Source organism: Mesorhizobium sp. M0923, from assembly GCF_040319365.1.
GTDB lineage: Bacteria > Pseudomonadota > Alphaproteobacteria > Rhizobiales > Rhizobiaceae > Mesorhizobium.
On record NZ_JAMYNW010000001.1, the window covers coordinates 572451 to 592704 of the forward strand.

General features: G+C 63.6%; 15 protein-coding genes and 2 pseudogenes. 10 read left to right on the forward strand and 7 right to left on the reverse strand.

Annotated elements, in window-relative coordinates:
• Position 1 precedes the first annotated feature (1 nt).
• The gene (locus NKH89_RS02715) at positions 2-1597 is read left to right on the forward strand and encodes an ABC transporter substrate-binding protein (RefSeq protein ID WP_352494628.1); all 1596 of its coding nucleotides are present in this window, start codon (positions 2-4) and stop codon (positions 1595-1597) included.
• Between the two features lie 79 nt (positions 1598-1676).
• Here the strand turns inward: NKH89_RS02715 and NKH89_RS02720 are convergent, their stop codons facing one another.
• Positions 1677-3113 carry an FAD/NAD(P)-binding protein gene (locus NKH89_RS02720; RefSeq protein ID WP_352587211.1) on the reverse strand — a complete coding sequence of 479 codons (1437 nt, stop codon included), beginning with the start codon at positions 3111-3113 and terminating at the stop codon, positions 1677-1679.
• A gap of 198 nt (positions 3114-3311) precedes the next feature.
• Between NKH89_RS02720 and NKH89_RS02725 the strand changes: the two are divergent.
• Positions 3312-4669 (forward strand): annotated as a pseudogene (locus tag NKH89_RS02725) (LLM class flavin-dependent oxidoreductase).
• A pseudogene (locus NKH89_RS02730) lies at positions 4666-5756 on the forward strand (rhodanese-like domain-containing protein). Before NKH89_RS02725 ends, NKH89_RS02730 begins: the two co-directional pseudogenes overlap by 4 nt.
• 32 nt (positions 5757-5788) lie before the next feature.
• Here the strand turns inward: NKH89_RS02730 and NKH89_RS02735 are convergent.
• The 5 genes from NKH89_RS02735 to NKH89_RS02755 form a co-directional block, all read right to left on the reverse strand.
• Positions 5789-7051, reverse strand: a complete 1263-nt coding sequence (locus NKH89_RS02735; protein ID WP_023717661.1) for an FAD-dependent oxidoreductase — start codon at positions 7049-7051, stop codon at positions 5789-5791.
• An 8-nt stretch (positions 7052-7059) separates the two neighbouring features.
• On the reverse strand, positions 7060-8280 hold the full coding sequence (locus tag NKH89_RS02740; protein ID WP_352587214.1) for an acyl-CoA dehydrogenase family protein: 1221 nt from the start codon (positions 8278-8280) through the stop codon (positions 7060-7062).
• A gap of 14 nt (positions 8281-8294) precedes the next feature.
• On the reverse strand, positions 8295-9332 hold the full coding sequence (locus NKH89_RS02745; RefSeq protein ID WP_352482609.1) for an ABC transporter substrate-binding protein: 1038 nt from the start codon (positions 9330-9332) through the stop codon (positions 8295-8297).
• Positions 9333-9341: 9 nt separating this feature from the next.
• Entirely contained in the window at positions 9342-10526 is a 1185-nt protein-coding gene (locus NKH89_RS02750) for an LLM class flavin-dependent oxidoreductase (protein ID WP_023717658.1), read from the reverse strand.
• 65 nt (positions 10527-10591) lie between these two features.
• Positions 10592-12202 carry an ABC transporter substrate-binding protein gene (locus tag NKH89_RS02755; RefSeq protein WP_023717657.1) on the reverse strand — a complete coding sequence of 537 codons (1611 nt, stop codon included), beginning with the start codon at positions 12200-12202 and terminating at the stop codon, positions 10592-10594.
• Between the two features lie 314 nt (positions 12203-12516).
• Here NKH89_RS02755 and NKH89_RS02760 point away from each other — a divergent pair, with 314 nt between their 5' ends.
• From NKH89_RS02760 to dusA, 7 genes are all read left to right on the forward strand, one after another.
• The gene (locus NKH89_RS02760; RefSeq protein WP_023717656.1) at positions 12517-13503 is read left to right on the forward strand and encodes an ABC transporter permease; all 987 of its coding nucleotides are present in this window, start codon (positions 12517-12519) and stop codon (positions 13501-13503) included.
• On the forward strand, positions 13503-14501 hold the full coding sequence (locus tag NKH89_RS02765) for an ABC transporter permease (RefSeq protein ID WP_352482608.1): 999 nt from the start codon (positions 13503-13505) through the stop codon (positions 14499-14501). Before NKH89_RS02760 ends, NKH89_RS02765 begins: the two co-directional genes overlap by 1 nt.
• A gap of 2 nt (positions 14502-14503) precedes the next feature.
• Complete coding sequence (locus NKH89_RS02770; RefSeq protein WP_352908379.1) at positions 14504-15502, forward strand: ABC transporter ATP-binding protein; 999 nt, start codon at positions 14504-14506, stop codon at positions 15500-15502.
• The gene (locus NKH89_RS02775; protein WP_352482606.1) at positions 15480-16427 is read left to right on the forward strand and encodes an ABC transporter ATP-binding protein; all 948 of its coding nucleotides are present in this window, start codon (positions 15480-15482) and stop codon (positions 16425-16427) included. Before NKH89_RS02770 ends, NKH89_RS02775 begins: the two co-directional genes overlap by 23 nt.
• Positions 16428-16447: 20 nt before the next feature.
• Positions 16448-17503 (forward strand): aldo/keto reductase, encoded by a 1056-nt coding sequence (locus NKH89_RS02780; protein ID WP_352908380.1) that lies wholly within the window; start codon positions 16448-16450, stop codon positions 17501-17503.
• A 72-nt stretch (positions 17504-17575) separates the two neighbouring features.
• A complete protein-coding gene (gene msuE / locus NKH89_RS02785) occupies positions 17576-18166 on the forward strand; it encodes an FMN reductase (protein ID WP_031193577.1) in 591 nt (196 codons plus the stop codon).
• Positions 18167-18544: 378 nt separating this feature from the next.
• Positions 18545-19531, forward strand: a complete 987-nt coding sequence (dusA, locus tag NKH89_RS02790; RefSeq protein ID WP_352908381.1) for a tRNA dihydrouridine(20/20a) synthase DusA — start codon at positions 18545-18547, stop codon at positions 19529-19531.
• Positions 19532-19540: 9 nt separating this feature from the next.
• Here dusA and NKH89_RS02795 read toward each other — a convergent pair whose 3' ends face one another.
• Positions 19541-20245 carry a TIGR02281 family clan AA aspartic protease gene (locus NKH89_RS02795; RefSeq protein ID WP_352482604.1) on the reverse strand — a complete coding sequence of 235 codons (705 nt, stop codon included), beginning with the start codon at positions 20243-20245 and terminating at the stop codon, positions 19541-19543.
• Positions 20246-20254 lie beyond the last annotated feature (9 nt).

The window sequence follows — 20254 nt, forward strand, 5'->3', positions numbered from 1 at the left end:
CATGACCATCAACCGACGCCTATTCAATCAGTTCCTGCTGCTGGCCGGCGCGAGTACCGCGCTTCCCGCCGGGGCCTTCGCGCAAGACGCAAAGCCGGTGGCCGGCGGCACGCTCAACTTCGTCTACTATCCCGAGCCCAACCAGATCGTTTCCATCAACACCAGCGCCGGCGGGCCGGCCACCATCGGCCCGAAGATTTTCGACGGCCTACTCGCTTACGACTACGACCTCAATCCAAGGCCGCAACTGGCCACCGAATGGTCGATCAGCGACGACGGGCTCGAATATGTCTTCAAGCTGCGCGAGGGGGTGAAATTCAGCGATGGCCACGACCTGACATCGCAGGACGTGGCCTTTTCGATCTCGCGGCTGCGCGAAGCCCATCCGCGCGGGCGCATCACCTTCCAGAATGTCACCGACATCGACACGTCGGACCCGCATGTCGTGAAGATCAAATTGTCGAAACCGTCCGCCGCGCTGATCTCTGGCCTGGCCGCGACGGAATCGCCTGTCGTGCCCAAGCACATCTACGAGAAGCTGAAGCCGGCCGACGATCCGTCTTTCGAGCAGATCATCGGCAGCGGACCGTTCGTGCTGAAGGAATGGGTGAAGGGCAGCCACATCATCGTCGAAAAGAATCCGACCTATTGGGATGCGCCCAAACCCTATCTCGACCGGATCATCTTCCGCTTCATCACCGATCCCGGCGCGCGTGCCGCAGCGCTGGAGACGGGCGAGGTCGACATCGGGCCGAACCCGGTGGCGTTCGCCGATCTGGAGCGTTTCAAGGCGCTGCCGCAATTCGTCGTCGACAGCACGGTCTTCGCCTATAGCGGCCCGCTGCACCAGCTGATCATCAACCTCGAAAACCCGATCCTGAAGGAGAAGAAAGTCCGTCAGGCAATCGCGCACGCGATCGACCTCGACGCGGTGAATGCCATCGTGTTCTACGGCTATGGGCAGGTGTCGCCGACGCCGATCAGTGTCGTCAACAAGAAGTATTTCGATCCCGATGTGAAGGCCGCGACCGTCGATACGGCGCTGTCGGAAAAACTGCTCGACGAGGCGGGCTTCAAGCGGGGAGCGGACGGCATCCGCTTCAAGCTCAGGCTCACCAACAACCCGTATAACCCGTGGGGCTATGCCGACTTCCTCAAACAGGCGTTGGCGAAGATCGGCATCGACGCCGAGATCCAGAAATTCGACTTCGGCACCTATGTCAAAACCATCTACACCGACCGGACCTGGGACCTGTCGACGGAATCCTGCGGCAACATCTTTGACCCGAGCGCCGGCGCACAGCGGCTCTACTGGTCGAAGAACATCAAGATCGGGCTGCCGTTCTCGAACGGCGCGCACTACGAGAACCCTGAGGTCGACCGACTGCTGGAAGCCGCTTCCGTCGAGCTCGACGAAGCCAAACGCAAGCAGCTGTTCTTCAGGTTCCAGGAGATCATCGCCGACGAGTTGCCGATCATCAATTTGATCGCACCGCCGACCATCATCATCGCCCGCAAAACCGTCAAGAACTACGCGCCGGGTGCGGAAGGCCTGTCGGCCAGTTTCGCCGACGCCTATATCGATCCGAACGCCTGAACCAGCGGATGACCGAAAAGAAAAGGGCCGCATGTCGATGCGGCCCTTTTTCGTTTCTGTCATTTGTGGGGCTGCAATCTCAGGCCAGAGCACGCAGCCTTGGGCTGGCGCCGACCAGAAGGCCAGCCAGGGCGATGGCCTGCGCCAGCTGTTCACTGATGGAACTCGATTCCCAGGCAACGCCGCGCAGCGGATGGCCGACGGCAAACAGATTGCCGTGGGTCTTGCCGTTACCGGCAATCACTTGGCCGCCATGCGTCGCGTCGATGCCGAAGCCGGTCGCATGCGGCCTGACGATGCCGTTATCGAGCAGGCTTTGGACGAATGGATCGGCGACCCGCCGCCAGTCATGCTCCTGATGGCCGCGGCAGTTGACGACACCATCGAAACGCAGCCGTTCGACCGCGCCGCTATCGCGCCAGCGGATCTCAGCGGCAATGCCGTCGGCCTGCGGATGGAGTGCCAGCACCCGTCCAGCTCCACCCACCCATCGGCCTTGGCTTCGCGCCAGCGCAACGCGCTCAAAGCTCGGCGGCGCCGCCCGGTGCGCGGTGACGTCCCAGAAGGCGCGCAGATGGCGTGTGAACTTTAGACGCTCCCTGTCGGTAGCGCCTTGCCACAGAGCCAGGATCCATGGCCGGATCGTCAGCGGCAGTCCTTGCCAGTCCAGGCCGGTGGCCTCGATTGCCCGGCGTTCGGCCTTGACCAGTGCGAGAAGCGCCCTGGTGGTTTTCGGCAACGGACGCTCGGCGAGAAAGTCGCGCCATGCCTCGGTGTTGCGCCGTGGCTCGACAATCTGTCCCCGCCGCGACACGACACGGTAGCTGCCCTCGAAGCCGCGCGCTTCCATGCTGGCGACGACGTCGACCATGCTCAGGCTGGACCCGATCAGCAGCAGTTCCTTGCTGCCGGCTAGCCGGTCGAGTGCCGCCGGATCCCAGGGATTGGCGACATAGCGGGGATCGCTGACGATGGCTGCTTCCGTGGCGGATGGCTCGCTCTGGAACACTCCGGTTGCCAGCACCGCCTCGTCGGCCGGCAATTGCTGGCCATCGCTGGTGCCGACGCAGACACCCGATGGACCGGTCAGCATGTCGATGGCGGACGCCTTGACGTGGCGCAGCGAGGAACGCCCGTCCGCTTCTCTGACGGCTCTCGTCAGTTCGGACTGGACATAGCTGCCGAATAGCCAACGCGGCGGGCTGGAGTCCGGGACATCTTCGGGCGGCGTCCAGCCATGCTCAGGCCCATTCGCCACGAGCCAGCGAACGAGGTGATCGGAATCGTCCGGATGCAGCGAGAAGATGCGCGCCGCGCCGTTGACCAGATGTTGTGGATCGACGGTGCTGTAGGCAACGCCGCGACCGAGCTCCGCCCGGCGCTCGATGATGGTGATCGCCAGTGGTTCGGTCGAACGGTCAAGCAGCTTGATCGCGGTAACCGCGCCGGCAAAGCCGCCGCCTACAATGATGATTGAACGAGGGATCGAACGCGGGGAGGAAGAAGTATGAAGCATCAAGGACCCTTACGACGCCGGCGGTCCGTGGCTCTAGCCCATCACCCCGGCAGCGACCATCGTGCTGTCCCATAACCCGATGTCAAAAAACAATAATTGCCAGCTGGCGAAAGGCATTCTTTCGCTCAGCGGGTCTGGCAGGCGTTAGAGATGAAAGGCCTTTGCGACCAGCCCGAGAAACGCCCCCGAAGAGCCCCAATGACTGAAGATCGAAAGATAAAGCTTGGAGCCTTCATCCGCGGCCCTGGACATCATGTCGCTGCCTGGCGCCATCCTGATGTCCCCGCCAATCCGGGCCTGAGCTTTCAGCACTACGCAGAGGCCGCGCGCACCGCCGAGCGCGGTCTCTTCGACATGGTCTTCCTTGCCGACAGCCTCAGTGCGCGCAATGGCGAGCAGCCGATCGAGACTTTCGAGCGCACCGGCCATGTCGTGCATTTCGAGCCGCTGACGCTGCTGTCGGCGCTCTCGACCATCACGCAACGGATCGGGCTGGTGGCCACCGCTTCGACCACCTATTGGGAACCTTTCCACCTGGCGCGGCTGTTTGCCTCGATCGACCACCTGAGCGGCGGCAGGACAGGCTGGAATGTCGTCACCTCGGCCGATGCGCCGGCGGCGGCGAATTTCAGCCGCGACCAGCATCCCGTTCATGCCGACCGCTATGACCGCGCCGAGGAGTTCGTCGCCGTGGCGCAGAAGCTGTGGGACAGCTGGGACGACGATGCTTTCGTCGCCGACAAGGCTTCGGGCATCGCCATCGACCGGCATGGCATCCATGCCCCTGACCATGCCGGCCGGCATTTCCGGGTCAAAGGGCCGCTCAACGTCGCCCGCCCGCCGCAAGGCCATCCCGTCATCGTCCAGGCCGGTTCTTCCGATGCCGGCCAGCATCTGGCGGCGCGGACGGCGGAAGTGGTCTTCACCGCCCATCCGACCATCCAATCGGCGCGCGGTTTTTATGCCGAGCTGAAAGGCCGGCTGGCGTCGTTTGGCCGCTCTGCCGATTCCCTGAAAATCATGCCCGGTGTCTTCCCGGTCGTCGCGCCGACGCGCGCGCAAGCCGAGGACAGGTTCGACGCCATCCAACGCCTGGTCGATCCCGTGGTCGGCGTCGCCCTGGTTTCCGGATTGCTCGGCGGCGTCGATCTTTCCGGCCATCCGCTCGACGGACCGTTGCCGGAACTGGGCAGTTCCGATGCGGTGAAGAGCCGCCTGAAAGTCGTCTCCGAATTGCCTCGAGCCGGAACCTGACCATCCGGCAATTGTATCTCGCCGTTGCCGGCGCGCGCGGCCATTTCCAGATCGTCGGCACGCCAAAAGACGTGGCCGACATGATGGAGGAATGGTTCGTCGGCGGCGCGGCGGACGGATTCAACGTCATGCCGCCGATCCTGCCGACGGGCCTCACCGATTTCGTCGATCTCGTCATTCCGGAACTGCAGCGGCGCGGCCTGTTCCGGACCGCTTACGAGGGCGGGACGTTGCGCGAGAATCTCGGCCTTGCGCGTCCGGTCCGCGGCGCCACCGAACACCAGGAAAGGAAAGCATCATGAGCGCGAGCACGATCGATTCGGAGACGTTTCGCCAATGGCTGGCCGATGGCGAGGAACTTGCGGTGCTGGATATCCGAGACAGCGCGATTGTCGGATATGCCTCGCCGCTGTTCGCCACCAATCTGCCCGCAGCACAGGTCGAGGCGGAGATCGACCGCTTCATCCCGCGCAAGGCGGTGCGCACCGTGCTGGCGGATGACGGCAGCGGCGTCGCCGAGCGGCTTGCTGAGCGATTTGCCGAGCGCGGCCGCAGCCAGGTGTTCGCACTGGCCGGCGGAATTCCGGAATGGACGAAGGACGATGTGGAAGGCTTGCCGACCTTCGACACGCCGGGCGTCGATTTTTCGCTGGCGATCCGCGACGAGAAGGGGACGCCGGTCATTACCGTTGCAAAGCTTGCGGCGCTCAAGGCCAAGAAAGCCGACGTGGTCGTGCTCGACAGCCGGACGGTGGCGGAATTCGACAAGGACCATGTACCGGGCGCCATCAGCGTTCCGGGTGCTGAGCTGGTGCTGCGCTTCGCCGACCTGGTGCCGTCGCCGGACACGCAGGTGATCGTCTCCTGCGCCGGCCTGCCGCGCGCCACATCGGCGCGCAGACGCTGATCGATGCCGGCGTGCCCAACAAAGTTGCTTATCTGCACGATGGCACCAAGGCGTGGCGCGAGGCCGGCCTTGCGCTCGAAACCGGCAGGACTGCTGCCTATGGTTCGGCGAGCGAGGACGCGAAGCGATTCGCCGAGGAGCGCATCGCAAAACTTGCCGAAGGCGACAGCTTCCCGCGCATCGATGCGGCGACGGCCGCAGCCTGGGCGAAGGACGAGAGGCGCACGACCTACCAGCTCGATGTGCGCACGCCGGAGGAATTCGCGGCAAGCCACATTCCGGGCTCGATCGCGTCGGAGGGCGGGCAGTTGCTCGGCGTCGCCTATCGAACCATTGCCGTGCGTGGCGCCCGTGTCGTGCTGATCGACGATCTGCTCGGTGTCCGCGCGGCGACGACGGCGCACTGGCTGCAGCGCCGTGGCTACGAGATCGCCATCCTCCAGCATGACTTCCAGTCGGCCAGCCTGGTGGAAGCGGCGTAGGGCAGGAGCTGTCGGGCGATTTTTGGAGGCAGCTATTCGGCGGCTTCCTTTTGACGGCGGCGGCCTGAAAGGACATTCTTCTGCATCGCCGTCAGCGAAGACCGCACCGCATTGGCGCCGTGCTTCAGCATCTTCGCCTCATAGTCTGACAGGGCTTCAAGCAGCGGCTTGTCGCCGCGTTTAGCGGCCACCAGTTCAGGCACCAGCAGCCCGGCGTCATAGATCGCGGTGTTGCCGCCGAGCGCGCGAAAATAGGTCATGGCATGGATGGCATCGCCGAGCAGTGTCACCTGTTTCGTCGGCCACGGATCGACAGGCTCTGAGCTGTGGACATGCAGCAGCGCCACCGTCGACGGGTCGGTGTAGCGAATGAGGTTGAGGATCTCCGGATGCCAGTGGCCGATCTTCGAGATCAAGAGGCCGAGCAACTCCGAGCCGGAGAACTTTGCCAGCGCTTCGTCCGTAGCGAGTTCGTCATTTTCATAGGCGGTGTTCCACCAGACATAGCTGGTGGTGTTGTTGAAATGGAAACCGGCAATGTCCTTGTGGGTGTCGTCGTCCAGCCCGATCAGCCCATGCTTCCGAAATGCCTCGACATTGACCCGATGGCTGGTGACCATCAGCCCGTGACCTTCCGTCGGCCTGACGCCGACATTGTAGTCGAGCAGCAGCGGCGAGATCTGGTGAAGGGCAGCCGCATGCAGCGTCATCTTGCCGGCCAGGCGCCTGACGCCGGTGTCGAAGCTTCGCGCATGCGGCACCAGCTGCTGGCGCACGCGCGAGCGGGCGCCGTCGGCACCGACCAACACATCGGCATGGATTGTCGAGCCGTCCTCGAAATGCGCGATCACCGAACCGTCCGGCTGCTCTTCGTAGCGGGAATAGACCTTGCCGTAGCGCACGACGCCGTCGAGGCCGGAAAGCAGCACCTGGCGCAACGTGATGCGGCTCACCGACTTTTCGATATGCGTGTCGTCGGCCTCGCCGAGTGCGTTGCCGCCACCCCAGGCGTCCTCGCCCAAGGTCTCGAAATTTTCGTCGAGCAGGATGTTGCGGTCCGGCGCTCGGCCGAGCGTGGCGACAAAGGCCTCGTAGAGTTCCGGCGGCAAGTTGGCGATCAGCGAATCGATGCCACGCTGGCGGATGCGCAGCCGAAAACCCTGGACGTAGTCATTGCGGGCGCGATCCTTCTCGAAGACCGCGACGCTGATGCCGTTCTTCTTCAGGCCTTGCGCCAATGTCAGGCCACCGGGGCCTCCGCCGATGATAGCGACTTCGACATGTTCGGAGATCATGGCGTCGCTCACCCGACCGCCTTGAGCCTGGGTTTGACAGCGGCAACAGCCGGCGGCTCGGCCACTTGGCTGGCAGCGTGGCGGCTGAGCGCCGCCTTGGCGGCGATCGTGCGGATCATATGGTTCTGCGGTGCGTGCGAGCGGGCAGTCAGCGTATCGCGGTGGTGACGCTCGAGCTGGAAGTCTCTGTTAAGACCGGGATTGCCGGCAAGCTCCAGCGCCAGCGAGGTAACTGCCACGGCATTGTCGATGACGACATGCCTGACGGTCATGCCGTCGGTGCCGACCGGTCGGCCGGCGTCGACGTCATCAGCGAGCGAGCGCAGCAGCCGCGTGCTGGTTGCGAGCCTGACCTCGATCTCGCCCAGCCCTGCCTGGATGTGCGGCACGGTCGACAGCGGCGCGCCGAGGCTCGCCGGCGCATGCGTGGTGACGAAGGAGACCAGCCGGTCACGGGCAGCGCGGGCGGCACCGTGGTAGACAGCGCCGATCAGCGAAAAGAAGAACGCCGTCGCACCTTCCTCCCGCCGCAGCGGCTCGGACGCCGGCTGCGCCTCGGTGATGTCCTCGGCAGGCACGGCGACATTATCCAGAATGACGTCGTCGCTGGCGGTGGCCCGCATGCCGGCGGCGTTCCATGTCTTTTCGACGCGCAATCCCGGCGCATTGGTCGGCACCAGGAACGAGGCGAGGCGCGGTTGCGGCTCGTCGGTCAATGCCAGCAAGTTCACCCATTTCAGGATGGGAATGCCGGTGACGTAGTTCTTGTGGCCGGATATCCGCCAGACATTGCCGTCGCGCCGGGCAATGGTTTCGGGCGGCTTGCCATGGGCGGGCGAGCCGATCCCCGGCTCGGCCTGGGCGGCATTGATCAAGGCAGGGCCAAGACGGCCGGCCTCGACAATCCGCTGCACCAGATGGCGCGGCCATTTTCCGGATTTCCGCAGCGCATACTGGCTGTTGTAATGCATGGCCAGCACAAGCGCCGTCGACGGCTCGCCGCGGCCGATCTCGGCGATCACCGCCTGGGCTTCCGTCAGCCCGCCGCCGAGGCCGCCATGCTCGCGCGCTGTGACCAGGCCAAGCAGACCGGCCTGGTGAAGCCGGCCGAAATTGGCAAACGGAAATTCTCCGGTCGCGTCGTGATGTGCGGCGGTCGGCGCGAAGTCGTCGGCCAGGCTCGCTACCGTGTCGAGGAGTTGTGGGAACTCGGGGATCGTCGAGGTCATATGCTGGCTTCCTCTCAGGCGGCGGCGCGGATGGTCACCTGATCGAGCGGCCGGCGATCGACCCAGGCCTCGACGTCGAAATCGCTGGCAAGGAAACCCCAGTCGCGCAGGAAATCCTTGTAGTGGGAAATCGCCGCGACGAGCTCAGGCTGCAGTCCGAGGCCGAGATGGTTGTGGACATCCGGACCGTTGGCGGCCAGCACCTGTTCTTCGGTGGCGCCGGATTCGCGGGCGACGAAGCGCCGCGTCTCTTCCGGATGCGCCTTAGCCCAGGCGCTGGCGCGCAGGATCGTCTCGATCAGGCGCGTGACCAGATCAGGGCGCTCTTCGGCCAGCAAATCGTCGACGGTCAGCACACGCGGCGAACCGGAGTTGATGCGGATGTTCGGGTCGGGATGAAAGCCGAATTCGGCGACCTGGATGGCGCCGATCAGATTGGCGACATTGATGCCGGCCGTGCCTTTGACATAGATGGCGTCGACCTCGCCACGGATCAGCGCGGCTGCCTCCTCGCCATAGGCCTGTTTGCGCTTGAGGCCGAACAGCGACGGCCCTTCCTGGCTGTCGAGCACGCTGTCGGTCAGCGCGATGTCGACGATCTCGACGTCGGCATGGCTGAGGCCTTCAAGCGAGAGCGCCGAGACCAGCCCTTTCAGCGCCGTCGCCCGCATGAAGTCGACGATGCCTTCCGGACGCCGGGCGATGCCGAAGCGGCGGCCTTTCAGGTCCTGGGTTGTTCTGATGCCGGTGCCGGGCAAGGTGATGATCGCCTGGAATTCGTCGGTCCAGGTGATGCCGACGAGACGCGTCTTGCGCCCTTCGGACCGCGCACGGATCGGCGGCACGTTGCCGCCGTGGCGGAACGACCAGTCGAGTGTGTGGTTGAAATGGCTCTGGCGGATGTCGCGGTTGGGTGAATCGATGATCGACTTCAATTCGATCCCCTCCTTGCGAAAGGTTTCGTCGAGAAGTCCGAGCTGCGCCGCAAGCCCGACAGGCGTCGGCACCGGGCAGCGTGTGTACCAGATTTCGGAGATCGCAGTCGTGGTCATGAGTGCTCCTCAGGCGTTGCGCAGGCCGGCCTGCTTCATCAGCGGCAGGATGTTCTCGCCGAAGAATTCGAGGTCCGGCTTGAAGTCGAAGAAGGACAATTGCAGGCCATCGATGCCGGCGTCCTTGAGCTTGACGAACTGGTCGACGATCTGCTCGGGCGTGCCGATGAGATAAATGTTGCCGCCGACCTTGGCGTAGGGATCGTCGCGGCCTTCGCGGCCCTTCCAGGCCTGGGCGTCGCTGTTGAAGGTCTGGAACCCTTTCGGCGTACGGCTGTCGGCACGGGCGACGATCTGGTCGGCGACGGCCCAGGCTTCCTTCTCAGTGGGACGGCTGATGACCAGCGGATTGAGCAGCGTGCGCACGGTGCGGCCGACACCGAGGGCGGCGTCCTTCACCTTCTTCGTATGCGCCGGCAGCGCCTCCAGCGCGCTGGCGATGTCGGAGCCGGCCGGGCTGGTGACGAAGACGATGTCGGAATAACGGCCGGCAAAGGAAATGCCGGCATCGGAGCCGGTGGCATTGACCAGGATCGGCCGACCGTAATTCGGCTTCGGCGTGACGAAGCCGCCATTAAGCTTCCAGCTCGATTCTCCAGAGAAGGAGAAATTCTCGTCGTCCTGCCACAGCCGCTGCAGCACTTCGACGAACTCGGCCGCGAGTTCGTAGCGACGGTCGTGCTCGATGCGGTTCCAGCCGAACATCTCGTGTTCGACGGCGCGATGACCGGTGACCACGTTGATGCCCCAGCGGCCGCCAGAAATGTGATCGAGCGTGGCGCCGAATTTGGCCAGATGCAGCGGATGCCACGGGCCGTAGAGAACATGCATGGTCGAGATCAGCATGATCTTCTTGGTGATCGCGGCCATGGCTGCAATGGAGACGAAACTGTCCAGCGCCTGGCCGTTGAAGACCCCGCCATAGCCGCCCTTGGGCAGCCACTGGCTGAGCGCAAAGACGAGGTCGAAGCCAAGCTCCTCGGCCTTGAGCGTCAGGTCGCGATTGTAATCGAAGCGCCAGTCGGTCGAGCGCGGCAGGGTCGAGTTGGTCCAGCCGCCGGCCTGGATCGGCAGGAACAGTCCGAGCAGCACCGGCTGCTGAAGCGCTTTCGATAGCGGGCTGTCCGGATAGTCGGTCGGCGCCTTGAAGAAGGGCGTGCCGACGATGGAACCAGGCTTGTGGGCGAGCGTCATGGGGGAATCTCTCGGGGAAGGAGAAAGAGATGCCATGCGCGAAAGACCGCGCATGGGGCGGCGGATCAGGCGACGATATGGGTTGATGCGAGGCTGCCGGCATTGCCCTCGGCGCCCACTGTGTGATCGGCGATGCGCTTGTTGTAGAGGGTGATTTCCGGCTGGCTGACGATGCCGATGTCGGGCAGGTCCTCGACAAGGATCTGCTGGATCGCGGCCCATTGCTCGAAGCGCTTTTCGTGATCGACCTCGACGGCGGCAGCTTCAAGAAGTTCATCGACCTTGGGATTGCTGTATTTCGACCCGTTGGAGAACGGCACGCCCGGTTTGAAATTCTTCGACCAGTAGAGCCGCTGCACGCCGACCGTCGGATCGAACAGATTGCTCATGCCGTTGAAGGTGAAGTCGAAATCGCGGTCGGTGTAGATGCGCTTGGTGTAGGTGGCGAAATCCTGGCTGCGCACGGTGACCTCGATCCCGACCGCGGCCAGTGCCTGCTTGATGTAGTCGGCGCCGCGCTTGTAGGTCTCGCCGCTCGGCACATAGTCGTGGACAAGCTTGAGGCGGGTGCCGTCGGCACCGCGTTGCAAGCCTGCTTCGTCGAGCAGTTTCTCGGCGGCGGCAGTGTCGACCGGATAGGTCTTCAGGTCGGCGACGAACCATTTTTTCAGATTGGGGTTGATCGGACCGGGCATGGTCTCGCCATAGCCATAGTTGATCGTCTCGCGGATGACGTTGCGGTCGATGACATGGGCGAAGGCGCGGCGGACCCGAACATCCTGGAAATAGGGTTTCTCCAGGTTGAACTCGACCCGGCTGACACCGTTGGAATACTGATAGCCCTGTTTCTCGAAGCCGATATGCGGCAGCGTCTCGAAGCGCTGCAAGTCGCTGTACGGGATCGGCGTTGCCGGCGCCAGGTCGATCTCGCCGGTTTCCAGCGCCAAGGCACGCGCCGAAGCGTCCGGGATGAAACGCACGATCAGCCGGTCGAGATAGGGGCGCGGCGCGTCCCAATAATCAGGGTTGCGTTCATAGACGATGTGGCTGCCGCGGACCCATTCCTTGAAGACGAACGGGCCGGTGCCGACCGGCGCGACGTTGACCGGATTTTCGGCTGCCTTGCCGCCGTCATAGAGATGCTTGGGCACGATCGGCGTTTCGGCCGCGGCCAGCGCCGTGATCAGGTAAGGCGCCGGCTTTGACAGCACCAGCGTGACGGTCAGCGGATCCGGTGTCTGGATGTCGATAAGATTGAGGAAGGTGTTGCGGCCACGAGGGTGAACATCCTTGATCGTGGCGATCGAATAGGCGACGTCGGCGGCGGTGAATGGCTGGCCATCATGCCACTTCACGCCTTCGCGCAGCTTGAAAGTGTATTGCAGGCCATCGTCGCTGAGCGACCATTGCCTGGCCAGTGACGGGCGCGGCGTGAGATCGAAATCGTAGGTCAGCAGGCCCTCGGTGGTCTTTGCCGAGACGTAGACGGAATTGAACGCCGTGTGGGCGATCGTCGTCAGCACCGGCGGCTCGGCCGAGAGCAGCAGCGTCGCCGTTCCACCTTGTTTCGGCTCGGCTGCGTAGGCGCCGCGCGATGCGGGCAATAGGGTGGCTCCGAGCGCTGTTGCCGAAAGGCCGAGAAACCTACGGCGGTTCGGGGTGAGGAAATGAGACATGGCGCCTTGGTCCTTTTTTGCTGCCGGCATCAATCGGCCGGTCGTCGGCAGCCGGGTGAAAAATCCATCGTTCCAAGAGCCGGCCCGTTTGTGAAAAGATTTGGCCGCTTCGCTCCCGCACTTAAGATTTCATACTTCAAACGGCTATTTTTGTAGCATGAAATAAAATTCTATTCTGAAACATTGCCATTTTCAGAACAAAATTTCTTAAATCAGGTTTGACAATGTCTATAAATCTTGTCAACTAAAAAGCACGGAACTTTCCGGGAAACAGCAAACCCGCATCGTCAGCCACAGCCGGGATAGCGAAAACGATGTCGACCCTGACGCGCATTGGCAGAACCTTTCGGCGCACGGCCATCCAGGCGGTGCCAACGGTTCTGGGCATCGTGATCCTGAACTTCTTCCTGCTCCAGCTTGCGCCGGGCGATGCCGCCGACGTCATGGCCGGCGAGGCCGGTTCGGCCACGGTGGAAACCATGGCGGCGTTGCGCCAGCGCTTCGGACTCGACAATCCACTGCTCGTCCAGCTGTTCAACTATCTCTACAATCTGGCGCATTTCAGTCTTGGCTTTTCGCCGCGCTACGGCATGCCGGTCGCCGACCTGATCGGCCAGCGGCTGCCGGGAACGCTGTTGCTGATGGCGGTGGCGCTGACCATCGCCATCGCACTCGGTCTCGTCCTCGGATCGTTGATGGCGGTGTTTTCGGGACGCCTGCCGGATCGTCTGCTTTCGGTCGTTTCGCTGCTGTTCTATTCGATCCCGGGCTTCTGGATCGGGTTGATGCTGATCGTCCTGTTCTCGGTCAAGCTCGGCTGGCTGCCGAGCGGCGGTTCGGGAACCATCGGCAGCAACCTGACCGGCCTTGCCGGCCTCTGGGACAAGGTGCGCTACATGATCTTGCCGGCGCTGTCGCTGGCACTGTTCTACGTGGCGATCTATGCGCGGCTGACCCGGGCGGCGATGCTGGAAGTCCAGTCGCAGGACTATGTGCGCACCGCCGCCGCCAAGGGCCTGTCGCCGACCGTCATCACCATCCGGCATGTCCTGCGCAACGCACTGATCCCCATCACCACCATGGCCGGCATGCATGTTGGCGGCATGCTCGGCGGCGCCGTGGTCGTCGAGACCGTCTATTCCTGGCCTGGCCTCGGGCGTCTCGCCTTCGAGGCGGTCATGGGCCGTGATTTCACGGTGCTGCTCGGCATCTTGCTGCTGTCGTCGCTGCTGGTCATTGTCGCCAATGCGACCGTCGATCTGCTGCACGCCTGGCTCGATCCCCGCATCGGAGTACGCTGATGGCTTCCACCGAATTCGCCGCCGGCGATGCCCGCTCCCGCCGCCTCTATGCCGATACCCGCGAGCCTGCGGTGCCGGCTGAACCCGAGGCGAAGAGCTGGAGCAATCTTCACGCGCCCGACGCGCGCTCCGCCTCTGCGGCGTCGGTACCGATTGCGGCCGGTGGCCGGGCGCTGAAGGTTTTCCTGCGCAATCCCAACGCAATGTTCGGCGTGGTGTTCCTGTCGCTTGTCGTGCTGGCAGCCTTGCTGGCGCCCGTCCTCTATCCGGCCGATCCTCTGTCGATGGTAGCACGGCCCTTCCTGTGGCCGGGGCAGAATCCGGCCTTCCCGCTGGGCACGGATTCGATGGGCCGCGACGTGCTTTCCGGCATTCTGCATGGCGCGCGGATTTCGCTGTTCGTCGGGCTGATGGCGACCGCGCTCGGTCTCAGCTTCGGCATCCTCGTCGGCGCTACCGCCGGCTATTTCGGCGGCTGGATCGACGACCTGCTGGTACGCCTGGTCGAAATCTTTCAGACCATACCGAGCTTCGTGCTTCTGGTGGTCATGGTGGCGATCGCGCAGCCGACGGCGCCTGTGGTGACGGTGGCGATCGCCGTCATCACCTGGCCAACGGTGGCGCGGTTGACGCGTGCCGAATTCCGGGCCATCCGCGAGAAGGATTTCGTCATGGCTGCCCGCAGCCTCGGCTACGGCCATGCCCGCATCATCTTCCGCGAGATATTGCCCAACGCGCTGCCACCTTTGATCGTGACCTCGTCGGTGATGGTGGCAACCGCGATCCTGATGGAATCGGCGCTGTCCTTCATGGGCCTCGGCGATCCCAATGTCGTCAGCTGGGGCTCGATGATCGGAGCCGGTCGAGAGCTGATCCGAACCGCCTGGTATCTGACGGCACTGCCGGGATTAGCGATCGTCTTTACCGTGCTGGCGCTGAACCTGATCGGCGACGGCCTCAACGACGCGCTCAATCCGCGCTTCTCGCAGGAGCGCTAGAGATGGCCACTCCCTTGCTCAGGGTCGACAATCTGACGGTTCGCTTCCCGACCACCGAGCCGGTCAGCCGGCTGAGTTTCGAGGTTGGCGAAGGCGAGACGCTGGCGATCGTCGGCGAATCGGGCTCCGGCAAATCGCTGACAGCACTTGCCCTGATGCAGCTTCTGCCGCGCTCGGCGAAGATCCCCAATGGCAGGATCGAGTTCGCCGGCAGGGATCTGCTCGGTCTCGACCAGAAGGCGATGCGGAACTTGCGCGGGCGCGAGATCGCGATGATCTTCCAGGAGCCGATGACCTCGCTCAACCCGGTGCTGACCATCGGCCGGCAGATCACCGAGGTGCTGACGCTGCACGAGGGCATACGCGGCAAGGCAGCGCGGGCGCGGGCGATCGAATTGCTCTCGCTTGTGCGCATTCCCGATCCGCAGCGGCGCATCGACGACTATCCGCACCAGCTTTCCGGCGGCATGCGCCAGCGCGTCATGATTGCCATCGCCGTTGCCTGCCGGCCGCGCCTGCTGATTGCCGACGAGCCGACGACGGCGCTGGATGTCACCATCCAGGCGCAGGTGCTCGACCTGCTCGATACGCTGCGCCGCGAACTGTCGATGGCGGTCGTGCTGATCACCCACGATCTCGGTGTCGTCGCGCAATGGGCCGACAAGGTCGTCGTCATGTATGCCGGCCGCAAGGTCGAGCAGGCGTTGCCGGGCGCGCTGTTCAGAACACCGCTTCATCCCTACACGCGCGGCCTGCTGGCTGCGTCGCCGCGGCTGAAGACCAATCTCCACTACCGCGACGCCAGACTGACGGAGATTCCCGGCAGCATCGTCTCGGCTGCCGGCGAGAGAGGGTGTCCGTTCCGGCCGCGTTGCGCGGTGGCGCGCGACAGCTGTGCCCATTGCGTACCCGACCTCGTCGAGGTGAGCGAGGATCGCCTCGTTGCCTGTCCCTACAGCTTCATTCCGGAGGTTGCGCATGGCGTTGCTCTCGGTCTCTGACCTCTCGACGCATTTCCACGCCCAGGGCGGTGCGCTGCGCGCTGTCGACGGCGTTTCCCTCGAGGTCGGGCGCGGCGAAACGGTTGGTCTCGTCGGCGAAAGCGGCTGCGGAAAATCGACACTCGGCAAGACGATCATGCGGCTGGTCGATCCGACCGGCGGCAAGATCGAGTTCAACGGCACCGACATCACCGTTCTCGACGCCAGCCGGCTGAAGGCGGCGCGCCGCAATATCCAGATGATTTTTCAGGATCCGTTCGCATCGCTCAACCCACGCCACACGATCGGCGACATCCTGACCGCGCCGCTGAAAGTCCATGGCATCGGCAACAAGGCCGAGCGGCGCGGCATCGTCGAGGACATTATCGAGCGTGTCGGTCTGCCGAAGGATTCGCTCGGTCGCTACCCGCATGAATTTTCCGGCGGTCAGCGTCAGCGCATAGGCATAGCACGGGCGCTGATCCTCAATCCGGAACTGGTCGTCTGCGACGAGCCGGTGTCGGCACTCGACCTCTCGATCCAGGCGCAGATCCTCAACCTGCTAGTCGACATGAAGCGGCAGCTCGGCCTGTCCTACCTCTTCATCTCGCACGATCTGTCGGTGGTCCGCTATTTTGCCGACCGGGTGCTGGTCATGTATCTCGGCCGCATCGTCGAAAGCGCCGACAATGCGACGCTGTGGACCTCGCCCAAGCACCCCTACACGCGCGCGCTGATGGACGCCGTGCCGGACCCGTCGCGCCGGCGTCAGGCCGCGCCGATCCATGGCGACCTGCCGAGCCCGCAGAACATCCCGAGCGGCTGCCGCTTTCACACGCGCTGCCCGCTGGCGACCGATCTTTGCCGTTCGCAGGAGCCGGCATTCCGGGCGATCGCGGCGGGACACCACGTCGCCTGCCACTACGCCGAACCAACCCTCAACTGAAAGTTCAACGGAGCAGAAAAATGTCCGATTACCGCTATCTTGGCCGCAGCGCCTTGAAGGTTTCGCCGCTCAGCCTCGGCACGATGATGTTTGGCGGGCCGACCGAGGAAAATGTCGCACACCGCATCATCGACAAGGCGCGCGAGCAAGGCATCAATTTCATCGATACCGCCGACGTCTACCACAACGGCAAGTCCGAAGAAATCGTTGGCCGCGGCATCAAGGCGACGCGCAATCATTGGGTTGTAGCGACCAAATTCGTCAACTCGCATGACAAGGGTCCCAATCTTGGCGGCCATTCGCGCAAATGGGTAATCCAGACCGTCGAGAACAGCCTGCGCCGCCTCGGGACGGATTACATCGACCTGTTCTACTTCCACCGTGCCGTCTTCGATGCGCCGCTGGAGGAGCCGGTACGGGCGATTGCAGACCTCATCCGCCAAGGCAAGCTGCGCTATTTCGGCGTGTCGAACTTCCGTGGCTGGCGCATTGCCGAAGTCGCGCATCTCGCCGATGAACTCGGCATCGACCGGCCGGTGGCCAGCCAGCCGCTCTACAACATCGTCAACCGCACCGCCGAAGCTGAGCAACTGCCGGCCGCCGCCTATTTTGGTCTTGGCGTCGTCTCCTACAGCCCGCTGGCGCGCGGCGTGCTGACCGGCAAATACGAGCCGAACCAGGCGCCAGCTGCCGACACGCGGGCCGGCCGTGGCGACAAGCGTATCGCCGAGACCGAGTGGCGCCCGGAATCGATTGAGATCGCCAGGCAGATCGCGGCGCACGCAAAATCACGCGGCGTCTCCGCCGCCGATTTTGCGCTGGCCTGGGTTCTGAACAACCGGCTGGTCACGGCGGCGATCGCCGGCCCGCGCACCGAGGAACAGTGGGACAGCTACGCTAAGGCGCTGGACTTCAGGCTGACCGCTGAAGACGAGGCCTTTGTCGACCGCCTCGTCACAGCCGGCCATGCCTCGACGCACCGATTCAACGATCCGAGCCATCCGGTCGAAGGCCGCGTGCCGCGTTCCGAGCCGGCCGCACCGATCCCGCTGACGCGGCCTCTGCGCGCCGCCTGACGGTCAGCTGTGGACTGGCGGGGCCGGCGGCCCGCCAGAGTCTCCAATCGTTTCGGACAGATGAGAGAGCCCATGAATTTCCATGTCGAACGGCTGCGCCAGAGCATCGTCGTTTTGTCAGGCAACACCCATAGGCCATCGAAATCACGGACGCTGGCGCATCATCTGGGTGAGGCACTGCGCGAAAGATTATCCGCCACGGTGAATTTCCTCGATCTTGTCGATGCCGGCCGTGGTCTGGGTGCTGCGTTCACGCGAAAGGAATTGACGCCGGAGGCGCTGAATGTGGTGGAGGCTGTCGAACAGGCCGACGCGCTGATCGTGACGACGCCGGTCTACAACGGCTCCTATGCCGGCCTCTTCAAGCATCTGTTCGACCTCATCGATCCGCTGGCGCTTGTCGACCGGCCGGTGCTGATCGGCGCGACAGGCGGCGGCCAGCGCCACGCTCTGGTGGTCGAGCATCAGCTTCGCCCGTTGTTCGGCTTTTACTCCGCACTGACCGTGCCGAGCGCCGTCTACGGCAGCGACAGCGACTTTGCCGATGGCAAGCTCGTGGATCCGCTAGTCCTGGCGCGGGCCGGACAGGCTGTGGACCAGTTCGCGGCCCTGCTTTCCGCGCGGCAGCCGAACAGCCAACCGGTCAGGCTGGCCTCGGGCTGACGCATAACATTGCTCAGACTAGCGGAGAGCAAATTCAGTTCGCCGATAAGCCGCAGGCAACGCCTTTGAAGTCGATACAGCCCGATGCTGTCACTAAAGTGGTTGAGGCAGTGTGCATGCCAGTTGCGTGTCAAGGCCTTGTTCAGCCAAGCGAAGCTATTGATGGTCATCTGATCGATGGTCGGGCCGGTGGGATGACGGAAGATTTCGTGTGCACCACGTGTGCAGTGAGCGGCGTGATGTGCTAAATGGCCTTCAGTTTGCGCCAGCATAGTCGTAAATTCGGTTACGTTTGGCTACGCGCTTCTTTCCAAATTGCTCAGTCGTTCCAACAGGGTATTGGACGGACTGACGCATAAAAAAGATAATAAAATTAGTATGTTAGGACACAAAGTTGCCGTTGCACCTATGATGGACTGGACGGACCGGCACTGCCGGTTCTTCCATCGCCAATTGACGCGCGAGGCGCTGCTCTACACCGAGATGGTGGTGGCAGATGCGGTCATCCACGGCGCACGCGAGCGGCTGCTCGGCTTCGACGACAGCGAACATCCGGTGGCGCTGCAGCTCGGCGGCGCCGATCCGGGAAAGCTGGCCGAGGCGGCGCGCATCGGCGAAGCCTTCGGCTATGATGAAATCAACCTCAATGTCGGCTGTCCGTCCGACCGCGTCCAGTCGGGCACGTTCGGCGCCTGCCTGATGAAGACGCCGGTGCTCGTCGCGGATTGCGTCGCTGCGATGAAGGCGGCGGTGAAAATACCGGTTACCGTCAAGTGCCGCATCGGCGTCGACGGGCAGGATCCGGAACCGGCACTCGATGCCTTGGCCGACGGTGTTTTCGCGGCCGGCGCCGACGCGCTGTGGGTGCACGCCCGCAAGGCCTGGCTGGAAGGTCTGAGCCCAAAAGAAAATCGCGACGTCCCACCGCTCGACTATGGCCGCGTCTGTCGGCTGAAAGCCAGAAAACAAAACAAATTCATCGGCATCAATGGCGGCATTCAATCTCTTGCAGAGGCGCTGAGGCATCTCGACCATGTCGATGGCGCTATGCTCGGCCGCGCCGCCTATCACACGCCCGGGATACTGACCGGCATCGATGCCGCGTTTTACGGCGGCACGGCTGAGCCGTTCGATTTTGCCGCGCTGATCGATGCCATGGCGGATTACGCGGCACGCCATATCGAGCAGGGTGGACGCCTCGGGCATGTCACCCGGCACATGGTCGGGCTGTTTCACGGCCTGCCCGGTGCACGCCGCTATCGGCAGATCCTTTCCACCGAGGCGACAAAGCCGGGTGCCGGACCGCAGGTGCTCAAGGCGGCTTTCGCAGAAGTCGATTTCGGCAGGACCGCAGAGGCGGCCTGAGGAAAGAAGTTAATCCCGCAAAATCATGCGATCGCCACGGACGTCGAAGCCCGATAGCGAGCCGATGAAATTCATGCCGAGCAGGCTCTGGCCGAGCGTGCCGGGTGCGGCGATCATGATGGGCATGTCCTTGCGCACGATGCCGCCGATCGACAGCTCATCGGTTTTTACGGCGGCGGCGCGTGTCATGCCGTTGGCGGTAGAGATCGGTATGGTGAAGCGGAGAGCCGCCGAATTGAACCCGACCGCCAGTGCGTCCTCGGCGGTCAGCACGGTGCTGGTCGCGCCGGTATCGACAACCGTCAGGATCGGCGTCCCGTTGATCGTGACACGCGCTTCGAAATGGCCGTTGCCGGCCTTGTCCAGGGTGACGGTGGCATGGCCTTCGTCCACGCCCAGTGCCAGCGGACTGCCGGGAACAAAGCCGGCGGTGACGCGGCTGGCGAAATCCTGCAACTCATAGCGGTACTGATAGCCGGCGATCAGCGCCAGCACGATGGCACCCCAGGCGCCGAGGCTGCGGGCCATGGTGCCTAACGGCCTGCCCGATCTGAGCAGGCCGGCGCCGACGAGCGCCGCTAAAGCGCCAAGCCAGATCAGCTGGCTGAAATCGTAATTCTCAATGCCGAACGTGCTGCCGGCGGAATCGTTGAGCATGAGCAGGAGCACACCCGCCCCGATCGCGACGATCAGAATCCACAACAGTCGGTTCATCTCTGCGGC

Excerpts from the sequence above, each read along its gene's own strand:
- NKH89_RS02715 (WP_352494628.1), top strand. The coding sequence starts at position 2 with ATGACCATCAACCGACGCCTATTCAATCAGTTCCTGCTGCTGGCCGGC.
- NKH89_RS02720 (WP_352587211.1), bottom strand. The coding sequence starts at position 3,113 with ATGCTTCATACTTCTTCCTCCCCGCGTTCGATCCCTCGTTCAATCATC.
- NKH89_RS02735 (WP_023717661.1), bottom strand. The coding sequence starts at position 7,051 with ATGATCTCCGAACATGTCGAAGTCGCTATCATCGGCGGAGGCCCCGGT.
- NKH89_RS02740 (WP_352587214.1), bottom strand. The coding sequence starts at position 8,280 with ATGACCTCGACGATCCCCGAGTTCCCACAACTCCTCGACACGGTAGCG.
- NKH89_RS02745 (WP_352482609.1), bottom strand. The coding sequence starts at position 9,332 with ATGACCACGACTGCGATCTCCGAAATCTGGTACACACGCTGCCCGGTG.
- NKH89_RS02750 (WP_023717658.1), bottom strand. The coding sequence starts at position 10,526 with ATGACGCTCGCCCACAAGCCTGGTTCCATCGTCGGCACGCCCTTCTTC.
- NKH89_RS02755 (WP_023717657.1), bottom strand. The coding sequence starts at position 12,202 with ATGTCTCATTTCCTCACCCCGAACCGCCGTAGGTTTCTCGGCCTTTCG.
- NKH89_RS02760 (WP_023717656.1), top strand. The coding sequence starts at position 12,517 with ATGTCGACCCTGACGCGCATTGGCAGAACCTTTCGGCGCACGGCCATC.
- NKH89_RS02765 (WP_352482608.1), top strand. The coding sequence starts at position 13,503 with ATGGCTTCCACCGAATTCGCCGCCGGCGATGCCCGCTCCCGCCGCCTC.
- NKH89_RS02770 (WP_352908379.1), top strand. The coding sequence starts at position 14,504 with ATGGCCACTCCCTTGCTCAGGGTCGACAATCTGACGGTTCGCTTCCCG.
- NKH89_RS02775 (WP_352482606.1), top strand. The coding sequence starts at position 15,480 with ATGGCGTTGCTCTCGGTCTCTGACCTCTCGACGCATTTCCACGCCCAG.
- NKH89_RS02780 (WP_352908380.1), top strand. The coding sequence starts at position 16,448 with ATGTCCGATTACCGCTATCTTGGCCGCAGCGCCTTGAAGGTTTCGCCG.
- msuE (WP_031193577.1), top strand. The coding sequence starts at position 17,576 with ATGAATTTCCATGTCGAACGGCTGCGCCAGAGCATCGTCGTTTTGTCA.
- dusA (WP_352908381.1), top strand. The coding sequence starts at position 18,545 with ATGTTAGGACACAAAGTTGCCGTTGCACCTATGATGGACTGGACGGAC.
- NKH89_RS02795 (WP_352482604.1), bottom strand. The coding sequence starts at position 20,245 with ATGAACCGACTGTTGTGGATTCTGATCGTCGCGATCGGGGCGGGTGTG.